This is a genomic window from Paenibacillus sp. PvP094, assembly GCF_040546835.1.
Classification (GTDB): Bacteria; Bacillota; Bacilli; order Paenibacillales; family Paenibacillaceae; genus Paenibacillus; species Paenibacillus illinoisensis.
Window position 1 is genome coordinate 1,825,212 of the sequence record NZ_JBEPOM010000001.1, and the last position, 24,494, is coordinate 1,849,705.

Consider the following 24,494-nt stretch of genomic DNA (forward strand, 5'->3'; position numbering starts at 1 on the left):
GTCACATATCAATCGAGCATCTTTTTTTATATCCTTTTACGTCATTTATCGTGTGGGTTCCAAGCGGCCTGTCTAGGCAATGCCTGGCTAATCCTTAATCAACAGGACGAAGTTTCACCGATTTGATCTCATAGGGTCTAAATGTTAGCTCGAATGCGCCTTTCTGAGAAGTAAGCAGACTAATTTCATCCTCCAACAGGTTGACGATCGATGCCTCCACATTCCGGTCTTTCCACTGGGCCTGTACCGTCTCCCGGCCACCTGACGATTCATAGAAGCGAAGTATCGTTCCCGTACCATCTTCCGAGGCCTTAACCGTATCCAGGATGACATGCTTGCTCTGATAATCAATCCAGGCATGCTCCGCAGGTAGGACGCCCGCATGCCTGCCTGCGGCAACGGCCTGAACCGGATGATTCAGCTCCATCGCCTGACGTACGACCCCAGCTTCCCGCCAATCTCCCTGGTGGGGCAATAATGAATACGTAAATTCATGTTCGCCCTGATCAGCATGTTCATCCGGCCACTTCGGAGCACGCAGCAGAGACAGGCGAATTGTCCGATCCTTGATGTCGTATCCATATTTGCAGTCATTCAGCAGACTTACTCCGCTATTGCCCTCGGAGATATCCGCCCAGCGATGCCCGCAGACCTCAAACTGTGCCTGTTCCCAGCTGGTGTTGTTATGTGTCGGCCGTTCCAGCGCACCAAACGGGATTTCATACGCTGCTTTGGCAGCCACCAGATCCACCGGAAAGGCAACCTTGAGCAGCTTATGACTCTCATTCCAGCTGACCTTTGTCTGGAAATCCACCCGGCGCTGATGACGATAAAATACGATATCCTGGCTGATGTCAGATTCATTCAACTTCCAGCGAAACCGCAGTACATCCTTGACTTCACCCCGCTGTACAACCTCCTTCGAGATTAGCTGAACCTTACCTGCAGGCTGAGATTCGAACCTCGGATCAATGTCCCATGCATCCCAGTAGGTCGGTTTGTCGTGGAAAAATTGCAGTTCATTCGCCTTGTCCCCTGGCTTCAACCACTCCCGACCCACAGATTTGTCGTACCATCTGGTAATCTCGCCGATCTCGTTGAATTCAACCATATAAAATGGGGTCTCCCAGCTGGAAGGAAAAGAGTCCTCCTTCCATGCAGCTTGAGCAGAATGCTTGTCTGGGCAAAGCCATATCGTCGTATAACCAAACGCAGGGATGGATGGGATAACGACAGACAGGGTCCGTACGTCTTCCTTTTCCACCAGATCACAATCCATCCGATTACCGTTCTGGTCAAACGCTGCCATCCCGCTGAGTTCAGCACCCCCACTAAGGGTCACCACTTCTCCGCGCTCCCAGCCCAGACTATTGAATATAACGTACGGCAAACCGTCTGAACCATCTGTTGCAATGCGTTCTGTGAGATAGCCAAGGTTACTATCCAAAGCCGCCGTGCCCAATTCGAATACCTTCGTGTACTCTTCCGCTGATGTAACGTACGCTTCCGGAATGGACGTGCCGGGGATAATATCATGGAACTGATTAAGCATAATCAGCTTCCAGCCCTCCTTCAGCGCACTCTTCGCCCAATCTGCCTCAGACCCGGCAAACTGACCCCAGATCTCCGCATCCCGATACAGCACTTCCGCCTTGCGGTTGCTTCGTTTATTTCGCGCATGCGTCGTATACGTTCCACGATGCAGCTCCAGATACAAGTCGCCATGCCATTTCGGCAGCGTCGGATTATCGGTCGAAATCCCTTCGAAAAAGGCCTGCGCCGTACTGAATGTGCTGATTGGTTGTCCAACCATGAACGGGGCACGCTCCGCAAACTCAACCATCTCATGTGTAACCCCGCCCCCACCGTCTCCATGTCCATAGAGGAGCATTTGCTCCGGATGCAGATCCTTCTGTTTATAGGATTGCCAGTGTTCATCCACATCCTTGGGACGCGTATGCTCATTCACCCCGTGATTGAGATACGCCAGCACTGAGGTACCATCTATGCCTACCCAGTCGAACAGGTCGTAAGGAAACACATTGGTGTCATTCCAGTTGAGCTTGGTGGTCATGAAATAGGGAATATTCGCAAGCTGAAGTATTTGCGGTAGGGACGCACAGTAGCCGAAAGTGTCCGGCAGCCATTCGATGCTTGAGCGCTTGCCAAACTCCTCCTGGTAGAAGTTCTGTCCGTATAGAATCTGTCTCACCAGGGACTCGCCGCTCGGGATATTCAAGTCCGGCTCTACCCACATGCCACCGACGAGTTCCCATCGCCCCTCAGCAATGCGAGCCTTGATCCGTTCGTACAGATCCGGATAATGCTCCTTCACGAAGGCGTATAGCTGAGGCTGGCTCTGTGAATACACGAACCCCGGATGTTCGTCCATTAAGGTACACATTGTGGAGAAGGTACGGCTGGACTTGCGCACGGTTTCCCGCACAGGCCAGAGCCAGGCGATATCAATATGTGACTGTCCCACAAGATGCATGAATCCATCCCGTTGTTCTTCCGGATCCTGCTCCTGCACGGACTGTGCAAGCAATTGTTCGAAGCGCTGCACCCACGCTGGCTCAATCCACCGTCTCGGCTCGTTGTACATCTCATCCATGATTTGGTGAATGGCCCGAACCAGCCGGGTACGCTTCAGATCTTTTTCAGGCAATGCCTTTAGCGATTCTGCAAGCACCGTTACGCTATACATGAGACTTTGCAGAGGACGATTGATATGTACGAGAGCTGTATGTATGCCCCGAATCGGCGATTGTATGACCGCCTGGCGATTCAGTGGATCGTGCGGCTCCGGAATGGGATCATACAGCTCAATCTCCAGCAGGGGTGATGCCCCAACCCGGCTTCGGGGAAGCGGGACCAGCCAATGATTGCGATCCAGTCCGTGATACGACTTGCCGTTCACCTTCAGCAGCCCTTCACCACCCGCTTCAAAAGTCAAAGCAATGGCGTGATCCTCCCAATCGCTGGGGATTTCAATGAGCTTGCTCATAAAATAAGTCGTTCCGTGTGTACTATGAAGGGGATTCACAGATTGGACAGAGGCTTCTTCCTGCTCCATCCGGTATTCTCCAGGCCGTATATATCTGGCCTTCTGCATCTGCCATTCAGGCAGCTCCACTTTCGCTAACCATTGCTGCTGTGCCATATCCTCTATAAATCGGCTTATCCGAATCATACCGGTCCCACCTCACTTTGCACTTGTAAATCGCATGCCTTCCACTTCTTAGAGCTGCTGCCAACCATCAGACGGAACTTGCCTGGCTCAACCACCCACTGATGTCGGGAGTCCATGAGTTCCAGGTGCTCTGCGTTTACGGGAAAAGTGACGGTCCGGGACTCTCCAGGCTCCAGATGGATCTTGCAAAATCCCTTAAGTGATATTTCTGGCCGAGTAACAGAGGCAGCTTCGTCCGTTATATACAATTGCACAACCTCAGCTCCGGCTACCTTACCTGTATTCGTGACCTCCACCTGAACCACAGCCTCACCATTCGGTTCGATCATTTCAGGCACAACTCTCACATGGTCATACTCGAATTCGGTATAGCTGAGTCCGAAGCCAAACGGATATTGCGGCTCCAGATCCATCTCCAAATATCTCTTCCCTCGCATACGTCTGGCATTGTAAACCACGGGGAGCTGTCCAACATGTTTGGGAATGGAGATCGTCAGACGCCCGGACGGATTAACATCTCCAAACAGAATGTCTGCCACCGCATTGCCGCCCTCCTGCCCCGGGTACCAGGCCTCCAAAATGGCATGCACATGCTCGTCGATCCAAGGCTCTGCAATAGGTCGTCCGTTTATATATACGACAACCACGGGTTTGCCCAGCTTATATACCTCCTGAACCAACTCCAGCTGCACACCCATCAGATTGAGCGATGAACGGTCGATACCTTCTCCACATTCCATATCATTCCATGGATTATCCGTTACAACCGATGCACCCGTCCGTAGATCAATTGTGCCTTCTCCGAAGTCGCGAGCGCTTGATCCGCCCATAACCATCACAACTACGTCGGCCTGTTCAGCACAAGCGAGTGCTTGCGCAAAGCCCTCCCTGGAATCGCCTTTGATCCGGCAGCCGGGCGCGTACAGGATTTGATCCGCATGAGCACCAACCTTGCGGCGTATGCCTTCCAGCACTGTAACGATCTGTCCACTCGGTTGTGGAGAGGTGTAGTCTCCCAGCTGGTTATACGTATGGTTGGCGTTCGGACCCAGTACTGCGATCTTCGGACCCGTCTTGCTGAGCGGAAGGAGATTCTCCTCATTTTTGAGCAAAACAATCCCTTCCTGGGCTGCCTTCCTTGCCAGCTCCACATGCTCTTCGCAACCAATCACTCGCTCGGCGAATTCTGGATCGACATAAGGCTGCTCAAACAGCCCCAATCGAAACTTCATCTCCAGAATCGGCCATACCGCTTTATCCAGATCCTGATGATGAATCAATCCCTGCTCCAGTGCCTTCGCCAGATGTTTACGATACATGAATCCGGACATCTCCATGTCCACACCCGCTTGAAGAGACTGAGCTACGGCCTGCTCCCCGTTCTCCGCTGTGTTGTGTCCGCTGACCAGCATCTGAATGGCACCAAAATCGGTGATGACAAACCCCTCAAAGCCCCACTGCTCGCGCAGGAGATCATTCAACAGATACGTGCTGGAAGTGCACGGTACACCGTCAATCTCGTTGTACGCAGTCATCACAGAGCATGCGCCGGCCTCCACCGCCTTTTTGAAAGGCAGCAGGTCTACCTCGTGCAGCTCGCGCAGACCCATATGCACAGGAGCGGCATTACGCCCTCCTTCCGAGCTTCCATATCCAGCAAAATGCTTCAGCGTTGCCAGAATGGTCCGGTCCGAATTAAGACGGTCTCCCTGTAATCCCCGGATCGCTTCCACAGCCAACTCACCAATCAGATACGTGTCTTCGCCAAAACACTCCTCGGTCCGTCCCCATCTTGGGTCCCGCACCACATCCAGCACAGGCGAATACGTTGCTGCTCCGCCCTGGCTGCGAGTCTCGACCGCAATCGCCTCACACATCTTGCGGTACAATTCCGTGTTCCACGTGCTTCCTACGGTCAGCGGCACCGGAAATACCGTTGCCCCGATCGCCATATGGCCATGCGAACATTCCTCCCCGAACAAAACGGGAATGCCCAGACGCGAGTTTTCAATCGCATAGCGCTGAATTTCATTGGTGGCAGCTGCTCCCTGGCCCGGGGTCAACCCGGTTTCCAGTGTTACCTCGGTCCACGGGTCAGCACGAAGCACGCCGTATAGAGAACCAACGCCACCTTGCGCGATATTTTCTTTGAATTCCTCCGTCACTTGTACGGTGCCATCCGACTCTTTCCGGTATGTCTTCCAGCCCATCGGCTGGATCAGCTGGCCAATTTTCTCTTCCGTAGTCATCTGTTCAAGCAAATTCTGTACCCGCTCGGGGATCGGTAACGAAGCATCTCTATAATCCATGTGCACATTCTCCTTATGCATTTGGCTTGGCTTGCTGCTTGTGTTCCACTTGAGATCAAATGGCTTTTCGGTAATCGCTCGGTGCGACCCCTACCACATTTTTGAAGGCCCGGTTGAATGAATTGTAATTCGTGTATCCGACTTCCTCGCTGATCTCCTGAATGGCCTTATCCGTCTCCTGCATCAACTGTTTGGCCTTCTCAATCCGCTGACTGATCAGCAAATCCACAAATTTCTCACCAATCTCATCCTTGAAAAGCTTGCTTAAATATTTCGGATTAATATCGAACAGGTCACTCAAATAATTCAAGGACAGATCCGGATTGTTATAGTTCTCTTCGATATACTTGCGAATCTCCAGAATATGTGTCCGGTGTTTTTTGGCACAACGCAGTGTTTGCATCTGCCCGGCAAGTGTTTGGAAGCCTTCCTTGCATAATTCCCGCAGATCTTCAGCGGTCTCCCAATCCTCCAGATTGCGAAGCAGATGACCCATAACCTCCGCCCACAGCTCGTGGTATTCACGCGGCAGCTCTGCGAATTCCCGGTTCACATGCTGGAACAGCAGCTGGATCGTGTTCATGATTTCCTGACGGGACAACATTGAGGCATGAATTTGCTCAAACAGCCTGTCAAAATGCTTGTCCCAATCGTCATCGGACAGCCGCATCGCCTGTACCAACAGCGATATTGTCTTCAGGAATTCATACACGTCATTGGTTGAGCCCGGTACATCACCGTACGGAATAATCCGGTTTACACCCAGTACCGCTTTGTAATCGAGCGCATGGACAGCCTCCTTGAAGGATGCTCTGAGACCACGCAGGTCCACAGCTACCCGTCCAATTCCGATGGTTACCGTGAAGTTCAGATACTGCTCGACCTGGTCCAGATAACCTTCGAGCAGTCTGCGCTCACTCTCCTCCGGCTGCGGCGTCTCCGGTAACCATAAGATGGCATACAGCCGATGGTCCGAGATCCACTCCGCCCATACCTCGGTATCTTCCTTGCGGGCGCTCTCCTGCAAAATGCTGGACAATACAAATTTCAGAAGGGACTGGTCCTGCACATGGTATTCATCAATGAAGCGGGAGTAGCGATCGATCTCCACGACCATCACGGTCCATCTGTCATCCAATCGTGGCAGGCTGAACTTGTTCATCTCGGCCAAGAGCTCATCGCCGGTAAACTCCTTCGTTCCCTCCAGCAGTTCCTGAAAGAAGTATTTTTTCTTCAAAATCAGATTCTCTTCGTATTCCTCCTGATACTGCTTCGTTTGGTCAATCATTTGCTCCAGAGTCGTCTGGATAAATCGGAACTCATTCTCCTTGGCATAGCTCATGCCTGGCTGTTTCTGTGAAGCCACCGTCTCGATTAACGTAACAATCTGCTGAATTGGCTTATAATTCCTGCGCGTTACATAGATCACCCACACTACACCAATCAGAACAACAGCCACGGCAAACACAAACCAGATATTGTAGAATTTCAGGGCAAATTTGACGACTTTGCCATTGTTCAGCCCTGTCTGTACCTTCCACCCGCTGTAGCTGGAAGTGAATTCAGAGAAAACTTCGCCGGAAGAGGCTTGGACAGTATGCTCTTCTGTCACACCGCTGTCCCACAGATTGCCGCCTGACCGATTGTAGATATTGACGAAGGTGAACTCGGGATCGTACATCTGCATAATGGACTTCTGCAGCGTCTGCAGATCAACATTCACCACAATCAGCCCACTCCCATTGCCAACTCCACGGATCAGTGTAATGACTTGTTTCCCTTCCTCTGTGGGAAAGGCCCTGAAGGTTCTTCCGCCGACCCATTTCTGCGTTTCTGCAGCCCGGCTGTCTTCTATAAATGCCGCATCCGGGAACTCCTCGATGGGCACGGGCTTGCCATTGCTGAATACCTTATCATCCCTGTAACGGACCATATAAATGGAGTCGATTAACGGATATTCTATTTTCAATTCGTCGATAACCTGAACTGCCTGAATGCCGGCATAGACATCATCACTTCCGGTTACCGCGTAATAATTTTTCAGATTCGGATTGGTCAAAATCTCACGCAGCACCTTGAAATCGATCGAGCGCAGGGAATTATCCAAATACTGCGTCACTTGTGAAGCCAGAAATTCATTGGCCTTTAGCGCTTCCTTGCGGTTCTGTTCATTGAAAATCTGGAAGAAGATAATAAATAGAATCGTAGTCACAATAAAGAACACAGGCAGATACGAAAGCAGCAAACGTCTAAACCAATTGTTGTTCATCCCCAAGGTCCCCCCACCACTGTTTATACATGTGACGACAACCACTCGCTCTGGTCGTTAACTACCTATAAATAATCCGTATTATATCGGAGGAAGTGGGGTTGTCAAAGGATAAAACTGTCCCGGTCACTGGTGACTTCGGGACAGTCTCGATCTTGAATTCCTCAACTATTATTGATCCTTCTCAATTGCACGCTGGTAGATCTCAAGGTAATTGCTGAGTCCCAGTCCATCGAAGCCTTTGACATATGAATCCCATTCCTTATCGATGCTTTTGCTGCCGATAATGAACTGTGCCATATTGGTCTGCACATAATCCTTGATGGCCGTGGTAAGTTGTGCTGCCGATTCGGTATCCTCCGGACGAATAAATACATTTGCCGGATATACTTCTTTTGGTGCATATGGTTCATACACATTGGTCGCTTGAGCCAGCCTTGTACCGTAGCCTTCTGCCTCTAGCGGATTTTGACCTTCGGCAAACAGGTTACGGAACGTATTGGACAAGTCATGTGCTCCGATCTGCGACCAGCTTTCGTTAACGACAACGTTCGGGTCACGTTCAGGCAGGTTGTAGTAGCTGTACTTGGCAGGCTCACCATTGATGTTTTTCTCATCTGCATCAGCCTTCTTCCATCCCTTGCCTTCGGTCGGGCCATATTCCGCGTACAGGGCACCTTCTTCACTGAACATGTAATCCACAATTTTGATCGCCGCAATCTGCTGTGCTTCTGTTGCTTTGTTGGTGATAGCAAACTCAAATTCGCCTACGCTCTGTGTAGCACCTGTTGTCTGTACGCCATCCGGTCCTTTCAATGGAGGAACGATCTCCCAATGCTGGTGACGTGTAATATCTTTGTCATAGGTGTTCACGAGATAGCTGACCAGTGCCGTCGTAATTGAACCGACCACTTCGTCGCCTTCCTTATTTCCCAGCTGTCCGATGGCCTGGTCGTTTTGCGTGAATGAAGCCGGGTCAATCAGGCCTTCCGCATACAGCTTGTTCATGTACTCCAGCCCTTTTTTCCACTCATCCTTGTTTGCTGCAAAATCTACCTTGCCATCGTTCACGATCAGGTATTTGTCATTGTCGTTGTAGATGAAGCTGTTCATCAGGTAGGCATCAATGTTGCCGTTCCATACATACTTGTTCGGTGCGCCAGTGAGAGGAATCTCATCAGCCTTGCCGTTACCGTTGGGGTCCTGCTCCTTGAACGCCTTCAACACCGTGTACAGTTCATCCGTCGTTGTTGGCATTTTCAGGCCCAGGTTATCGAGCCATTCCGTGTTGATCCAGTACTTCTGTGCATACGTACAGTGGTAACATTCATTGAAAATCGGCAGGGCATAGATGTTGCCGTCCGGAGCTGTGATGGCTTCTTTGAAATATGGCTTCTCTTCCATGATCTTGGTCAGATTCGGGCCATATTCCTTGATCAGATCCTGCAGCGGAAGGAACACGCCTTGTTTTCCATAGTTCTGAAGATCTGAGGTGGTGAACTTGCCGTGAAGGAACACTTCGGGATAATCACCACTGGCGAGCAGCAATTGTCTGCGGTCCTGCAATGCGTCTGTCGGGGCCAGATCCCATTTCAGGGTAACGTCGAACTTGTCTTCGATAAATTGGGTGAACTCATTCTCTTCCATGGACGCTTTGCCTTGCGGGGCAAAGAAAGTCATCGTTACAGGGCCACCGCTCTCGCCGCTACCGTCGCTACCTGCACCCGATTCTTCGGATGAACCGCATGCGGACAACAAAGCCATTGAAGCAAAGACCAGAAACAACATCGAAATCCAAGATTTTCTCAATCTGACTCCTCCTTTTTGTTCAAAACGGCATACAACTCGTTTACTGCACTCGTATAAAACCGATCCCGGAAGCCGGCGTGTTCCTTCCACCTCCTTTCAAGAGGCCAGCCGGGCATCATTTCTGTGAATTATCCCTTGAGGGAACCAACCATGACCCCTTTGACAAAATGCTTCTGTACAAACGGATACATGATCAAAATTGGAATACTTGCAACAACGATAAGTGCATATTTCAATACCTGCTCGAAGCCCTGATCCCGCATCTGCTGACTGGTATTGGCGAGCATCGCCGGATCAGCCGCATTCAGGATGAGCAGATTGCGCAGGACATATTGCAGCGGGAACAACTTTTCGGAACGCAGATAGATCAGGGCATCGAAATACGCATTCCAGTGACCTACGGCATACATGAGTGTCATGACAGCCAGGATGGGCTTCGACAACGGAAGAACGACACTGATCAAATACCGGATATCCCGGCAGCCGTCCATTTCCGCCGCCTCTCCGAGCTCTTCCGGGATGGAAGACTGGAAGAAGGTTCTCGCGACGATGACCTGGAACACCGCGAGCGCCCCTGGCAGCCACATCGCCCAGCGTGTATCGAGCAGGTGCAGGTCCTTCATCAGGAGGTAGGTTGGAATCAATCCGCCATCGAAGAACATCGTAATCATCATGAAAATGATAATGGCTCCTCGTCCATAGAACGACTTGCGTGACAAGGGATAAGCCAGCATGACGGTCAGGGCCACGTTAATGAATGTGCCGACCACGGTGTAGATGATCGTGTTGTAGAAACCGAGCATGAGCTGCTGGCTTTTGAAAATGGAGATGTACGCCTTGATGTTAAAGTCCACCGGGAACAGCCACACCTGACCGGATGTAACGGCTCGTGAAGAGCTGAATGAAGAACTGATGATATACAAGAGGGGGTAAAATACCGTTAACAGTATGGCGAACAGAAAGATATAGTTGAGTGTCATGAAGATGCGGTCACCGAGCGGATCCTTGATCCGGTTACGATTAAACAGGTTGAACATGGATGAGCTCCTCCTTTACCACAAGCTGTTCTGGGATACTTTGCGGGAAATGCCGTTGACGATGATCAGCAGGATCAGATTGATAATGGAGTTGAACAACCCTACTGCCGAGGAGAAGCTGAAATTTGCACCGATCAGACCGACCTTGTACACATACGTGGAGATGACCTCCGATGCGCTTGTGTTGAGTGGATTCTGCATCAGATATATTTTTTCAAAACCGACACCCATAATGCTGCCCAAACTCAGAATCAGCATGATAACGGTGACTGGAACGAGCGTTGGAAGATCGATATGCCATATTTTCCGAAGCCTTGAAGCCCCGTCCATCTTCGCTGCCTCATACAGCGATGGATCAACACCAGCAAGGGCGGCGATGTATATGATGGATGAATATCCCATGCCCTGCCATACACCGGACCAGACATAGATGGATTTGAAATATTCCGGAATGCCCATGAAGTTGGTCATCGGGAAGCCGAGCAGCGTGAACAGCTTGTCTACCACGCCCACATGCGGGGACAGCATCAGAATAATAATGGATACCATCACGACCGTGGAGATAAAATGCGGAGCGTAGGTGACCATCTGGACGGTCTTCTTAAAGTAACCCGTTCGGATCTCATTTAGCGCCAGCGCAAGCAGGATCGGAATAGGGAATCCGGCGATCAGGGAGTAGAAGCTGATGCCGATCGTATTTTTGATTAGGAGCCAGAAGTTGGGGGATTCGAAGAATGCCTCGAAGTGTTTGAATCCGACCCAGGGGCTTCCCCAGATTCCTTTGACTACACTAAAATCCTTAAAGGCGATCTGGACCCCAACCATAGGGATGTACTTGAAGATCAACAGATACAACACGGGAGGCAGAACGAGCAGATAGAGCTCCCAATGCTTCTTGAGGCTTTTGATGAATGGATGCTGCCTTTTGGGCTCCACCTGATTCCTTTGCTGGAGTTCCAGGTTGGCGGGTATGCTTTCCGTAGCTCGACTCATTTGCGTCACTCCTTCTACACCTCAAGTGTAATAATACATTACATTCAATTCACTAAAACATCCTGTTTTTCGATCAAATTGATGTTTTGACGCTAACCGTGTTAGTAATAGTATCAGGTAGCGCTTTCTTAATTCGATAGTACATGGAACCTTGTTTTTTGATCAATTCGTAATTTTCTCCCACCTCTCCATATTCCATAAACCCTTGCGGCACAAGCATTTATGCGCCTTTATTATCAGGAATCCCACCTCCATATGCTTGAATACAAAAATCCCGGAGGCCCTGATTGCTCCCCCGGAATTCACATGCCATCTACCCACTTGTTAACAATTTGAACGTATGCGTGATCGGTGCTGTCCCAGAAACTGCAGATGGCGGCAGATCGACAACGAGTCCATTCTCCGTCTGCTGATACGAAATTACGTCATTGGTGCCCACGAGTTCGACTCGCTCTACTTTCTCCAAATAAGGGATGATGACTTGTGCTTCTACTGCTTCGTTCTCGTTTCTGTATAAACGGAAGGCGTACACGGTGTTGATATCTTCCTTCTGCGTAAAGGCCCAATCCTTCGTAAAATAAGGTCCGCAGATCCGGGTTCCATAGATCCCTTCACCGTGGGTGTTGAGCCATTCACCAAGTGCCTTGATGCCCCTCACTGCCCCTTTGGGAAGGCGACCATCCGGCTGCGGTCCAACATTCAGCGCCAGGTTGCCGCCCTTGGACACCACTTCCAGCAAAATATGCGCCAGCTGTCTTCCCGATTTATACTGGTCATCAAATCCGAAGGCGAAGGAATTACCCACTGTGATGCAGCTCTCCCAAGGGATATTCATCGGGTGTTCCGGGATGGTCTGCTCTGGGGTAACAATATTCTCGTATGCTCCACCTACGGTGCGGTCTGCTGACAGAAGCCATGGCTGAGTTGTCTGACGTGCCCGCTCCACAACTTCTCCCAGCCGGATATCCTGGCCGTGGCGACCCTCTCGCACCCAACCGGCATCCAGCCACAGACATTCGATCCGGCCATAATTCGTCAGCAGCTCCATGATCTGCTCATGTGTGAACTCCACGAATTTCTCCCACAGCCACGGGTACTTGTGGGGATCGTACGATGGTCCGCGCCACATGTGGCTTCCGCGCTCCATTCCAGGTGCCCAATAATACGGGGTATGCCAGTCCGCTTTGGAGAAATACGCCGAGATCCCCAGCCCTTTGGCCCGGAATGCGTCAAAGAGTACTCTACAGATGTCCGCATATTTATGGGTATGAAACGGGGTATCCTTGCCCGTGATCCGATAATCGGTCGTATGGGTATCCCACATGCAGAAACCGTCGTGGTGCTTCGTCGTGAACAGGAAGTATTTGAAGCCATTGTCTGCTGCCATCTGCGCCCATTCTTCGGGTTGGAAACGGATCGGATTAAAGGTTTTGTTCAGATCGAAATATTCCCGCTTGAAATGCTCCATGTCGTCCGTCCAGTCGATGTCATCACGCGACCAATCGCCATCCTCATCGCTCAGTGCCCAGGACTCCACGAGTCCAAGCTGGGAATAGGGGCCCCAGTGCATCATCAGCCCCAGCTTCTGGTCCTTGAACCACTCCAGCCGCTCAAGGAGCAGCGGATCATCCGGTTTGACCCATTCTTCCTCTTTGCTAAAATGGTGTACCCCGGCTTCAATGACCTGTTCTTCCTGTTCCAGCACCACGTCTTTGGTTTCGCTCATCCCGTTCATCTCCTTTGGATTAGATGTCATAAGCTGAATAAATAGCTTTACCCTGGGCCACTGCGCGGTCAGAACCATCTTTCGATCACTGTTATCCCCGGATTTTTTTGAATTCACTTTATAATTGATGGAAATCCGGGGATAAACGCGAGCGCTTCGCTTCTCCAGATTGGTTCTGCACTCTCCGTTTTGGCTTAAACGTTCAGTTCAACTAAGAAAGACATATTAAGTCCTGTTACTTCGTAATACAGATTGGTTCTGCCCTCTCCGTTTTGCCTTAAACGTTCAGTTCAACAAATAAGGGCAATATTACAGTGAAATTTCGCGTCCCTCGCGTGCTGACTCGTAAATGGCACAGAGCATTTTCATCACTTCCACGCCGTCCTCTACCGGACTAAGCGTCTCCTTCCGGCCCTGTGTGCTGTCGATAAAATGGTTGATTTCATTGCGGAACGAGCCCATAAAATCGAATGATTTGAAATCCACCTGCGGGGTCATGTTCAAAATGGTATTGAATTTCTCGCCAATGATCGAGATTTCTGGCTCCAGTTCGGCACCGCCCTTGTCACCGTACAGTTTGACCGAAGTTTCATCTGCCTTCGCATGAAGCGTGAAGCTGACATCCACAAGCAGACTTGCCCCGTTTTCGAAACGAATCAGGGCATTCGCCATGTCCTCAACGGTGTTCTTGTCAGCGTCATAGTCTGCTGCTTTGTAAAATGACAGATTCTTGATATGGGCACGATTGCCGAGTCGATTGGACACGTTGGCAGAAACGGATTTCACCTTCGGTCTGCCCATCAGATACCAGCAAATATCAATGACATGCACGCCAATATCAATCAGCGGACCACCGCCGGAGCGATTGATATCCGAGAACCAGCCGCCCGGGTTACCGAGGCGACGCAGGCTGGATGCTTTGGCATAATAGATCTCGCCCAGCTCACCTGCATCAATGAACTTCTTCAGAATCTGCGCATTGTCGCTATAGCGGCGTACAAAACCGACCTGCAGCAGCTTGCCGCTGCGATGAACGGCTTTCTCTACTTCGAGGGCATCTTCTACGGTTTGGCATAGCGGCTTCTCACACAGCACGTTTTTGCCCGCGTCCAGTGCGGCAATGCTGATCTCTGCATGAGAATCATTCCATGTACAGATGCTGACGGAATGAATCTCGGGCAAGGCCAGCAGTTCCTTGTAATCCGTGAATACATGAGTTGCATCATATTTTTTCGCCATGTCTGCGGCACGTGCTTCATTCAGGTCGCATATGGCGTAAATTTCAACGTCTGGATTACTGGCATAGGCTTGCAGGTGGCAATCGGATATTGATCCGGCACCGATGACGGCGACTTTCAATTTGGACATTGTGCTGATCCCTCCATCGTTTTCATAAGAATGGACTCAATTAATTATAATTTTGGCTTAACGTAACGACGGTGAATGCTTGGACTTTCGGCCGCTGTTGTCTGCCAATTTCTTTTATCGACCGCTCTGGCGGTTGAAATCTGCAGACAAAGGCGGTCGCTTCCGCTCCTACAGTTCCAAGCTTCCCCTCTGTTACTCACGCCTTCTTTAGAATTTGATTCAATTTATTTAAAACAAGTACTCAGCCCTATGCCTCTTCCCATAGGCGGCGAACATTATCCATCGCAATGCGTGAAGCGGTTTGGCAATTTTCCATACCCTCGAATTCAACCGAAATATATCCGTCATACCCGGATTGCTTCAGTACACGGAACACCTCAGGCATGTCGATATCGCCATGGCCTACAATGGCACCGCGCAGGTAATTGCCGTGCGAGGTTTGGAACCAGCCTTCACCGGGATTGCGGTACGAAGATCTCCAGTAGAAGTCCTTGGCGTGCACAATCGACGCGTATGGAATGTTATTTTTCACAGCACTCACCGGATCTTCATCTACACAGAGAAAATTGCCGACATCCAGCGTGGTTTTGAAATTTTCCCGTGCCGTTTCATGCAGCAAACGCTGAATCCGCTCGCTGGATTGCACATAATACCCGTGATTCTCCACACTCGTTGTAATTCCGAAGCCTGCCGCATAATCGGCAATTCGCTGGCAGGCCTGCACCAGTACCGGCAGGTCCTTCTCAAACTGCGCTACAGTCCCTTCTTCGGCCGAACGAAAAGCTACATCATGACGCATAAGCTTAACACCCAGCGCAGCAGCCACATCCACATGCCGCATCACATTCTGTATCTCTTGCTCCAGCGCATCGGCGCCCTCCTGTACAGCGAAGTTTGCGCCAATCGCATAATTGGAAATGTCGATTCCGACCTCTTCTGCCGTATGTTTAATTTCATCAATCAACTCCGGATTGTCGATCAGACTGAATCCCATCGGTACAATCTCCACATGCTCGCCGCCCTGCTCGGCAATAAATCGGATGGCATCCGGCACGGTCAATTCCTTGCGATCAAGTGCCTGCTGCAGACTGTAGGTACTAAGTCCAACTTTCATACTTCACCTCATCCTCTCTTGTAGTCGATGACCATACCCAACGTATACCTTTTTCCGGATGGCTCGACAATTCCCAATAATCGTTTGCTATGCTTTTTTCCTTTTCCTAGCCCAAATCTGCCTTATTTACAAAAGTTACTGCCTGATCGGTCGTCTTATGCAGCTCAAACACGATGATTTCATTTACACCTTGGCGCAGCAGCGGCGCAGGGACGTACAAGGTTTTTTGCGGCCCTTTATCCCAATATCGCCCCAGATTGAAGCCGTTTACATAAACCACACCCTTGGTCCAATGGTCCAGTCGCAGAAAGGTATCCTGCGCTTCGTTGACTTGAAAGTTCCCCCGGTAAAATGCCGGACCCTCCATATCTGTAGATCGTTCTCCGAATTGCAATCCTGATAGCTCCGTCAGCGGCAGACAATGAATGGTCCAATCGAATAGAAATTGAAAACCATGACGTACTCCCTCTGTAATGCCCTTCGGATCTCTCAGGTAAGGTCCATAGTTGATTCGCCCCATGTTTTCAACAAGGATCGTAATGTCCGCACCCTCTACTGGCACTTCAAAGGATACTGACAAAGCATCGTTCCCGCGTTCCAGCACGCCCTGGAATTGTCCATCCACAAACACCAGCGCACGGTCATGCACCTCTTGAACCACCAGCTCCTGTCGCTCTCTGGGCCCGGAAATTCGGGTTTGGTACAAAATAAATCCATAATCCTGTCCGAGCTTTTCCATCGGTTCGGGATTGGTTCGCTGAACAGGGATTGAGATTTGGTCCACCTGTCTCAGCAGTTCGGCCTGTTCCGTCAACTCCACTCGCCCGTAGGCAAAGGTGCCCTTTGATTCAGGCAGCACAAGCTCTCCCATATCGCGGCCGCTATAACGGGCAATAAGATTACGTACTGCATGGAATTTTGCTGTCGGCTCCCCTGATTCACTGAGCAGAGAATCGTAATCATAACTTGTTATCGTAGGCTCGTATTGATTCTTTTGCTGACAATTGGCCCCGTTGTAGAATCCGAAGTTTGTTCCACCATGGAACATATAAAAGTTAACTGAAGCTCCTTCGCGCAGCAGCTCTTCAAATACACCGGCTACATCTTCTGCATCACGAGTGTGATGTGACTCTCCCCAATGATCAAACCAACCGTTCCAGTATTCCATACACATCAATGGTTCTTCGGCTTGATATGTGCGCAGCTTGTCAAAGGCCCCTTGCGTCCCTGAGCCAAAATTGACCGTAGCCAGGTGTCCCGGCACTGATCCAGCCTGCAGCATGTGGTCTGTCGGTCCGTCCGAGGTAAAGAGCAGTACATCGATACCACGCCGCACCATGCCATCACGCAAATATTTCAGATAACTCGCATCATTTCCGAAGCTGCCGTATTCGTTTTCGATCTGCATCGCGATGATTGGTCCGCCTTGGGTGCTGAGGAACGGGTGCAATTTGGGCAAAAGCACATCATAATAACGGTCCACATTCGCCAGAAACTGCTCATCATTACATCGAAGACGTATGGCATCATCAGCCAGCAGCCAGGAAGGCAATCCCCCGAATTCCCATTCGGCACATATATAAGGACTCGGACGGACAATCACATACAAACCCACATCTGCTGCAATTTGAATAAAACCCTCCAGATCCGCCATGCCCTCAAAACGATACTGTCCCGGCTGTGGTTCATGGAAATTCCATGGCACATATGTCTCCACGGTATTCAAACCGCAAGCCTTCAGCTTCAGCAGCCGATCCTCCCAATATTCGGGGACTACCCTGAAATAATGGATGGCTCCTGAACAAATTTGAACAGGCTTGTTATCATACATGAATTGTGAACCTTGATAAGTCAAAACCGCCATGCTACACCTCTCCCCCCTCGCTCAGATATACACCCAGCCTGGACAGCGTCGGGTACCATCTGGATTGATGAATGGTTAGTCGAACCCTTCTCGATGTGACCCTCGGAAAGCGACAAATTCGTTTGTACCCTACAACCGTACCGGTATATATCTCATCCCAGGTGCCGTCTGGCCTGCTAACCTGCAGTGTAAAACGCTCAATCCGTTGACCTATCTGGATATGTTCCATTAACACAACCCGGTCAAACATTGTCTCCGTTAGCAAATCCACCTCAACCCACGCCTGCTCCGTTCCTTCGCGCGGACACCAATACGTATCCTGCTGTTCACTCAGCACTTGCAAGACTTCATGTTGTTCATCCATCGTCTCTGATGCTTCAGCCTTTGCATGCAATGCCAGGTTTTCCTGAAACGTGGTACGCAGAACATCTCCGAGCTCCTGCAGCCGTTCCACATCCCGTTCGTGAATAAGGCCACGCGTATCCGGCGGCAGGTTGAGCAGAAAACTGGCGTTGCCGCCTACGGAGCCGTAGTAAACGGTAAGCAGCTCTTCTAGCGTTTTGACCTGGGTATCCTCGCTTGCATGATAGAACCATCCTGGACGAATGGATGTATTCACCTCGGCAGGGTACCAGATCAGTTGGTCACCTAGGTCACGGATGACCTCTCTGCTTCCCAAATCACTGTCCTGCGTATTGACCCTTCTGGCAAACTCCCCATCATCCACCTGCTGGGATTGCTCCTGAATCTTCTCATTATCCTGCATATGCGCCGGCACAACACTCCATTCCGAATCCCGTGTATGACCAGCCTCGTTGCCGCACCAGCGGACATCCGGGCCGCATACCGAGATCACAGCTTCCGGCTGGAGTTCCCGAATAAGCGCATAGTAAGCGTCCCAGTTGTAGACCTGCCTTTTGCCATTCGCACCTTCGCCGCATGCTCCGTCAAACCACACACAGAAGATATCGCCATAATTGGTGAGCAGCTCGCGCAGCTGATGGAGGAAAAACTCGTTATACCTCTCTGAATCCCCGTATGATGCCTCATGACGATCCCAAGGGGACAAATAAATGCCAAATTTCAATCCGCCCTCACGGCAGGCATCGGCCACTTCTTTTACCAGATCACCTGTGCCGCTTCTCCACGGACTGGCCGCGACTGTATGCTCGGTAAACTGACTTGGCCACAAACAAAACCCGTCATGATGCTTGCATGTCAGGATCAATCCCTTCATACCTGCCGCCTTACACGTCTCTACCCATTGCTCGGCGCTGAGCTCCGAAGGATTGAAGATTGCTGGACTTTCTTCGCCAGTCCCCCATTCGCGATCCGTGAATGTATTTACCGTAAAATGAATAAAGGCGTAGAACTCCATCTCCTGCCATTCCAGCTGGCGCTTGGAAGGACTGACTTGTGCTGCAGCCTTGACCCAATCGGCTGCTTGCAGTCCATGACTCATCGTGTATCACTCCCGTCATTCGTGGATTGGAATGCACTTAACAGATGTCGTTTGGCTTCTTCAACCATCTGCGGATGAATGGGCTTATGAAAACCGCCTTCATATCGGACACCTGAACCCATATGTATTTCCGTGATACCCGTTTGCCTTACCAAATCCCTAATCCTGTCCAAGGTTACCCCTGAGCCAGCCATTACCGTTATATCCAACGCCTGACTCAGTTCATGGAGCTGTTTCAATTCAGAAATGGCTTCAGGTGCTGCCCGTTTTCCTCCAGATGTCAGTACACGTTCTACCGGTCCCAGCGTGCTGATGGAATGGAGTGTTCCTGTCAGACTTGCGCTCACATCCATGGCCCGATGAAATGTAACACCAAGTCCCTGCGCTTCGGCTAGACATGACTCCATGGCTGCAAGATCAACTTCTCCGCCTTCCGACAAGGCACCTACCACAATGCCAGATGCTCCAAGTTCTCTAGCCATACGCACCTGCTGGGTCATAACACGGATGTCCTCGGCGCTATAGCAGAACGAGCGGCTATGCGGACGAATCATGACATATACCGGAATGGAAACTTGGGACACCACTTGCTCGATAATGCCAACGTTGGGGGTAAGGCCTCCTTCAGACATGGCAGAGACCAGTTCAATTCGATCTGCTCCACCCTGCTCGGCTGCCCTGGCGTCTGCTGCATCTACTGCAATCACTTCCAGTATGGGCTGTTTCTTCATTGGATGACTCCCTTCGTTCCTTCCAATATATAAGTCCTTGAGGCTTCTCACCATTCACAAAGCGTCCGGTTTTTTGACCTTTTGTGCCTGCTGACCGAGTGGTATAATCTGTGACAACAAGCTCAAGGCGGTGATTCCATGGATACGGATGTGATCTTTCCCAATATGACGAGCACACTGCAGGTTACGGGATGTCATTTTGGCAGGAAATCACCCGGCTGGATCTATCCAAAGCACCATCATCATTTATATGAAGTTCTGTATTGCCAGTGCGGAGAAGGCAGAATGCTGATCGGTGCGGATGAAATTCTGCTTGGTCCAGGAGACTGGTTCTTCATCCGTGCAGGTGCCAGACACCAGATGGAGAACGCCCATACCAACGAGTCCACAGGCGACATGGAACCGATCCATCATTCACGCTTTGACTTTTTTAATATTCACTTCGACATTGATGATTCCGAGCTGCGAAGAACGCTGAGCCAGCAGGAATATCGCCTGATTCCCCACAGCAAGGCAGCAACCACTGAACTGCCTGCCTATGTAGCCAAGATTGAACAGGAGATGCAGCATTGTCTGTCCTCGACTTCTTTGTCAGCTCCAAATGGCTCAGAAACCAGAATCACCCTGACCTCTGTTCAGAAAATGGCACTGCAGGCCTACATCCTCCTGATCATTCAGGAGATCATCCTGCTGCAATCCGGAGAAGCTGATTCTATCCCGGACGCCATACCGGAGGTCACCATGCATAAGGCTGATACTGCACATCGCATCGAAGAGCAGCTGCTGAACATGATTTCGAGTGAAGGTTCCATCTCTCAGATGGCCGAAGAGCTGAATCTCAGCCGCAGCCAGTGCACCAAAATATTCAAAGAAATATACGGCATCTCCCCTCGGCAATATGTCACGGAGAAGAAGCTTAACCATGCAAAACAGCTGCTCGTCAGTACCAACAAGACCATTGAGGATATCGCAGATGAACTTGGCTATCACTCCGTCAGCCACTTCTCCAGGCAATTCAGACGGGGAACCGGACTCTCACCAAACCAGTTCCGTCCACGCCCCATGACATAAGGACCGACAAAGCGCATCACTTGTGCATTTGCGGTCCTTTTTCCTCACTGTTTGAAGCTTAACATCCAGGGTAAGAGGAGCTCCTCGCCTCTTCCGTTTTTTCAGTCCTCTGCGTTTCCATCTAATTGTGCAAATTGAATCCATTGCTTATGTTGTTATTTTTGTTATTTATATATCGTTATTATGATTTAGGTTTAGTCTAAAACGTTAGGTTCAGCACGTCAATATAAAAAAAGACACCCCGGAGGGTGTCTATCTTGCCTTGATTTCCTTTTCGGTCATCCTGGCTTTTTTTATTTTTTGCGACGAGCCTTCGTCATTCGATTAAACATAATAAGTGCGGCAATCACCATGGCAATCATGGCGATACTACTTGCTGATTCCTGCGACATGCCGAACAGCATACCCAGATTGGTTACCAGGCTTCTTACAATCAATGCCACTGCAATCAGCAGGATTGGACTCCAAAAATTATACCTTCTCATCCTTCGCAACACTCCTGACCAGATTGTTCAGAATTCCAGGATCTCCTAACAACATCATAACAGTCAGCCTGTCCAGTGACAACATGCCCATCACGGGATGCCTGTATGCCTGTGCTAGACCTGTTTGAACTCAATCCAGTCAATCTGCAGACCCGGTTTGGTGAAGTCCAGCTTCAACTCATACAGCCCTGCTTCCAGTTCTACTTTTACAAGCTTCTGTCTGATCCATTTGCCTTCTGTACCATTGGTCTGAATGGTCGTCATCAACTGGTCATTCAAAAGCACATTACATGCGCTTTGGGCCAGTTCTGGCTCAGGGGACATGATCTGTACGATAATCCGATATTGGCCTGCCTCGTCCACTTTCATGTAGACTGGCTCGTTTACAGCAGGCTTCACCTGTGCATTCTCAGCCAGAGCCTGGGCCTGGTCTGCAGCAAGGGATGCATTGGCCTGGAAGGAAGCCACGTTCTCCACGATTTCGTGTTTTCTCGACGAAACCGGTGCATTCATGATGAACTTGCAAATATTGATCGCCGAGCGCTGGAGCTCTCCGCGTGTCAGGGTTCCATTTGCCAGGGACTCAATCGTGTTATCATCCCAGCCGTTAATCTCTGCGCCATAGTTCGGCACGACCATATACAGATCGTTCTGGGCACGAATCATCCAGTTTGTATATTTGCGGTCAGCCTCTCCGCCTTCGACCACATCGTTCATAATGGCCCACCAGTCTGTCATAACGATCCCGTCGAAATTCCACTCTCCGCGAAGAATGGTCGTGTTCAGATCGTAGTTGGATGCAGCCCAGTGTCCATTAATCGGGTTGTAGGAGGTCATGATGGAATTGGCGCCGCCTTGTTTCACGGCAATTTCGAACCCTTTCAGGTAAATCTCACGCAGGGCACGCTCCGAGACTACGGCATCGACCTTGCTGCGGTGTTTCTCCTGATTGTTGCAGGCAAAGTGCTTCAGGGTCGCGTTGGATCCACCCTTCATAATACCTTTGGTGCATGCTGCCGCAAACACACCCGAGATCAGCGGGTCTTCGGAGAAGTACTCGAAGTTACGACCGTTGAGCGGGCTGCGGCGAATATTGAGTCCAGGTCCGAGCAGCGTATCTACCTGATTTCTTAGCAGCTCCTGGCCTTCCATGACGTACAGCTCTTCAACCAGATCCGTATTCCATGTTGCTGCCAGCAGCGTACCGATCGAGACTTGTGTCGCTTTCTCCCCACTATCCATACGAATGCCGGACGGGCCATCCGCTGTGCAGGCTACAGGAATGCCGTAGTTAAACAGGCTGTCACTGACACCACCGAATGCGGACGCTGTACCGGAGGTAACAAGAGGACTGCTCATACCTTCGCCTCGTACGATCGCAGCCAGATCCTGATCGCTTAATTGGGCGATGAAGGCTTCCAGACTAACTTTTCCGTTTTTGACATCGCTTAATTTGTAACCTTGGTTACCCGTTTGCTCCAGCGTTTGCGGCAGGTTTTGCTCAATCCGGTCTGCCATGGAAACCTGACGCTTCGGTACGTCTACATAAATGAGCTCGTACGACCCATCCGCCTTGCGAACACCTGGCTTCATCCGAGTGAAATCTTCGGTTGGGGCCATCGCCTCTTGCAGCTGCTCTACCAATTGAATCGTTTCTACGATGTACCCTTCCTGACCGTCAATTTCGATGTGGTCTGCTTGTTTTACACTGGTACCGACGTGCAAACAATACGTGCCTTCTTCGAGAACGTAAGCAGAAGCATATCCTGTGACGCCTGCATCATCGTAGGATGCCATGGTATGTACCGGGAAGCTTACCGTCAGCAATTCCGATTCTCCAGGCTGGAGCAGTCCTGTTTTGCCGAAGGCAGCCAGAGCCTTCACAGGTTGTCCGAGCTTGCCTTGCGGTGCTTCATAGTACACCTGTACAACCTCTTTGCCCGCATATGTTGTGCCCGAGTTGGTCACGTTTACACGGACTTCAATGAAGGTTTGGTCTTCTGTGGAAATCGTGCGAGCACCTTGCGGTTGAATGGCAAACGTCGTATAAGACAGGCCGTAACCGAATTCAAACTGCACCTTTTCAGGTCGAAACGTTTCGAAATAACGATAACCCACATAAATATCTTCCTGATACAGGTTCTTGAACTCGTTGCCATAGTTGCTTGTTGAAGGGTAATCTTCGATGGAATACGCAATCGTATCCGTCAGTTTACCGCTCGGTGTAACGTCTCCCGCCAGTACATCAGCAATTGCGTTACCACCCTCCATACCACCATGCCAAGAGTAAATGACGCCCTGAATCGGATGTACATACGTTTCGTTCAACCAGCTCATATCGATAATATTGGAGACATTCAGCACCACAATGGTGTGTTCAAAATGCGCTGTAACCTGCTTCAGCATGGCCTTCTCATCTTCGGTCAGCTGGTAGCTGCCTGGTGCATCGGCATTATCCTGATCTTCCCCTGCAGTACGTCCAATGACCACGATGGCTTTGCCGGACTTGCTTCTTGCCTGTGCAACCAATTCATCTGTCAGAGGCATTTCCTTCTGGTTCCAAGGCTCAGCGGCCCATACTTTACCGCCATCATCAAATGGATTTTCCTCAATCCACTTTTCATAGACTGCTGCCAGCTCTTCATTAACGGTGATATTCTTCTTGCTGCGAAGCCCATCCAGCAGGTTCGTTGTATATGCTACATGCACGCTTCCGCCTGAACCTGTGCCGCTGCGATAGTAGTTAACTTGAATCCGGCCAAAAACTGAAACGTTTTCGTTGTCACGAAGAGGAAGTACCTGACCTTCGTTTCTCAATAGTACCGCGCCTTCTGCGGCAACCGTGCGGCTAAATTCTGCAAACCCTTCCAATGGAACCCCGATTTGATGTGTACTCAATGATTTCCCTCCTGATTGTTCTCCCCATAATCCATGAATCGCTATGTATAAAATGAACTTGGAACCAACCTACATTAGACCACTTCGATTGCAGAACAACCATCCGATCACTCTTATCCCCAGATTTCCTGACTCCCTTTTTTAAGGGAGAAATCCGGTGATAAA

Annotated in this window: 15 protein-coding genes; 1 reads left to right on the top strand and 14 read right to left on the bottom strand. The window is 50.3% G+C overall.

The features are described from left to right. Positions 1 to 94: 94 nt before the first annotated feature. The 12 genes from ABIC22_RS08555 to ABIC22_RS08610 form a co-directional block, all read right to left on the bottom strand. Positions 95 to 3,193 carry an alpha-mannosidase gene (locus ABIC22_RS08555; RefSeq protein ID WP_354480157.1) on the bottom strand — a complete coding sequence of 1,033 codons (3,099 nt, stop codon included), beginning with the start codon at positions 3,191 to 3,193 and terminating at the stop codon, positions 95 to 97. Next, on the bottom strand, positions 3,190 to 5,502 hold the full coding sequence (locus ABIC22_RS08560) for a glycoside hydrolase family 3 N-terminal domain-containing protein (protein ID WP_354480159.1): 2,313 nt from the start codon (positions 5,500 to 5,502) through the stop codon (positions 3,190 to 3,192). Before ABIC22_RS08560 ends, ABIC22_RS08555 begins: the two co-directional genes overlap by 4 nt. Before the next feature lie 55 nt (positions 5,503 to 5,557). Next, on the bottom strand, positions 5,558 to 7,771 hold the full coding sequence (locus ABIC22_RS08565; protein WP_354480161.1) for a helix-turn-helix domain-containing protein: 2,214 nt from the start codon (positions 7,769 to 7,771) through the stop codon (positions 5,558 to 5,560). Between the two features lie 171 nt (positions 7,772 to 7,942). Next, entirely contained in the window at positions 7,943 to 9,580 is a 1,638-nt protein-coding gene (locus ABIC22_RS08570) for a type 2 periplasmic-binding domain-containing protein (RefSeq protein ID WP_127540539.1), read from the bottom strand. 128 nt (positions 9,581 to 9,708) lie between these two features. Continuing rightward, positions 9,709 to 10,617 (bottom strand): carbohydrate ABC transporter permease, encoded by a 909-nt coding sequence (locus ABIC22_RS08575; RefSeq protein ID WP_095293099.1) that lies wholly within the window; start codon positions 10,615 to 10,617, stop codon positions 9,709 to 9,711. Between the two features lie 15 nt (positions 10,618 to 10,632). Further along, complete coding sequence (locus ABIC22_RS08580; RefSeq protein ID WP_153976529.1) at positions 10,633 to 11,610, bottom strand: ABC transporter permease; 978 nt, start codon at positions 11,608 to 11,610, stop codon at positions 10,633 to 10,635. A gap of 313 nt (positions 11,611 to 11,923) precedes the next feature. Next, positions 11,924 to 13,336 (bottom strand): alpha-L-fucosidase, encoded by a 1,413-nt coding sequence (locus ABIC22_RS08585; protein ID WP_354480165.1) that lies wholly within the window; start codon positions 13,334 to 13,336, stop codon positions 11,924 to 11,926. A gap of 309 nt (positions 13,337 to 13,645) precedes the next feature. Continuing rightward, a complete protein-coding gene (locus ABIC22_RS08590) occupies positions 13,646 to 14,704 on the bottom strand; it encodes a Gfo/Idh/MocA family protein (RefSeq protein WP_354480168.1) in 1,059 nt (352 codons plus the stop codon). 247 nt (positions 14,705 to 14,951) lie between these two features. Then, on the bottom strand, positions 14,952 to 15,818 hold the full coding sequence (locus tag ABIC22_RS08595) for a sugar phosphate isomerase/epimerase family protein (RefSeq protein ID WP_354480170.1): 867 nt from the start codon (positions 15,816 to 15,818) through the stop codon (positions 14,952 to 14,954). A 106-nt stretch (positions 15,819 to 15,924) separates the two neighbouring features. Further along, positions 15,925 to 17,682 carry a glycoside hydrolase family 35 protein gene (locus ABIC22_RS08600; protein ID WP_354480172.1) on the bottom strand — a complete coding sequence of 586 codons (1,758 nt, stop codon included), beginning with the start codon at positions 17,680 to 17,682 and terminating at the stop codon, positions 15,925 to 15,927. Between the two features lies 1 nt (position 17,683). After that, complete coding sequence (locus tag ABIC22_RS08605) at positions 17,684 to 19,144, bottom strand: alpha-L-fucosidase (RefSeq protein WP_354480174.1); 1,461 nt, start codon at positions 19,142 to 19,144, stop codon at positions 17,684 to 17,686. Continuing rightward, positions 19,141 to 19,875 carry a copper homeostasis protein CutC gene (locus ABIC22_RS08610; protein WP_336784218.1) on the bottom strand — a complete coding sequence of 245 codons (735 nt, stop codon included), beginning with the start codon at positions 19,873 to 19,875 and terminating at the stop codon, positions 19,141 to 19,143. The genes ABIC22_RS08605 and ABIC22_RS08610 overlap by 4 nt, the downstream gene beginning before the upstream one ends. A 138-nt stretch (positions 19,876 to 20,013) precedes the next feature. On the opposite strand from ABIC22_RS08610, the gene ABIC22_RS08615 reads away from it, so the two are divergent. Next, positions 20,014 to 20,946: a helix-turn-helix domain-containing protein gene (locus tag ABIC22_RS08615; protein WP_127540554.1), complete on the top strand. Its 933-nt coding sequence runs from the start codon at positions 20,014 to 20,016 to the stop codon at positions 20,944 to 20,946. 293 nt (positions 20,947 to 21,239) lie between these two features. Here the strand turns inward: ABIC22_RS08615 and ABIC22_RS08620 are convergent, their stop codons facing one another. Both ABIC22_RS08620 and ABIC22_RS08625 read right to left on the bottom strand, forming a co-directional pair. Beyond that, positions 21,240 to 21,431 carry a hypothetical protein gene (locus tag ABIC22_RS08620; RefSeq protein WP_095362005.1) on the bottom strand — a complete coding sequence of 64 codons (192 nt, stop codon included), beginning with the start codon at positions 21,429 to 21,431 and terminating at the stop codon, positions 21,240 to 21,242. 114 nt (positions 21,432 to 21,545) lie between these two features. Then, entirely contained in the window at positions 21,546 to 24,329 is a 2,784-nt protein-coding gene (locus tag ABIC22_RS08625; RefSeq protein ID WP_127540556.1) for a glycoside hydrolase family 3 C-terminal domain-containing protein, read from the bottom strand. Between the last annotated feature and the right edge of the window lie 165 nt (positions 24,330 to 24,494).

What these genes read in the sequence shown, in the direction of transcription:
- ABIC22_RS08575 (WP_095293099.1), bottom strand. Translation starts at nt 10,617, where the DNA reads ATGTTCAACCTGTTTAATCGTAACCGGATCAAGGATCCGCTCGGTGAC.
- ABIC22_RS08560 (WP_354480159.1), bottom strand. Translation starts at nt 5,502, where the DNA reads ATGGATTATAGAGATGCTTCGTTACCGATCCCCGAGCGGGTACAGAAT.
- ABIC22_RS08580 (WP_153976529.1), bottom strand. Translation starts at nt 11,610, where the DNA reads ATGAGTCGAGCTACGGAAAGCATACCCGCCAACCTGGAACTCCAGCAA.
- ABIC22_RS08615 (WP_127540554.1), top strand. Translation starts at nt 20,014, where the DNA reads ATGGATACGGATGTGATCTTTCCCAATATGACGAGCACACTGCAGGTT.
- ABIC22_RS08605 (WP_354480174.1), bottom strand. Translation starts at nt 19,144, where the DNA reads ATGAGTCATGGACTGCAAGCAGCCGATTGGGTCAAGGCTGCAGCACAA.
- ABIC22_RS08610 (WP_336784218.1), bottom strand. Translation starts at nt 19,875, where the DNA reads ATGAAGAAACAGCCCATACTGGAAGTGATTGCAGTAGATGCAGCAGAC.
- ABIC22_RS08555 (WP_354480157.1), bottom strand. Translation starts at nt 3,193, where the DNA reads ATGATTCGGATAAGCCGATTTATAGAGGATATGGCACAGCAGCAATGG.
- ABIC22_RS08585 (WP_354480165.1), bottom strand. Translation starts at nt 13,336, where the DNA reads ATGAGCGAAACCAAAGACGTGGTGCTGGAACAGGAAGAACAGGTCATT.
- ABIC22_RS08600 (WP_354480172.1), bottom strand. Translation starts at nt 17,682, where the DNA reads ATGGCGGTTTTGACTTATCAAGGTTCACAATTCATGTATGATAACAAG.
- ABIC22_RS08565 (WP_354480161.1), bottom strand. Translation starts at nt 7,771, where the DNA reads ATGAACAACAATTGGTTTAGACGTTTGCTGCTTTCGTATCTGCCTGTG.
- ABIC22_RS08590 (WP_354480168.1), bottom strand. Translation starts at nt 14,704, where the DNA reads ATGTCCAAATTGAAAGTCGCCGTCATCGGTGCCGGATCAATATCCGAT.
- ABIC22_RS08595 (WP_354480170.1), bottom strand. Translation starts at nt 15,818, where the DNA reads ATGAAAGTTGGACTTAGTACCTACAGTCTGCAGCAGGCACTTGATCGC.
- ABIC22_RS08620 (WP_095362005.1), bottom strand. Translation starts at nt 21,431, where the DNA reads ATGAGAAGGTATAATTTTTGGAGTCCAATCCTGCTGATTGCAGTGGCA.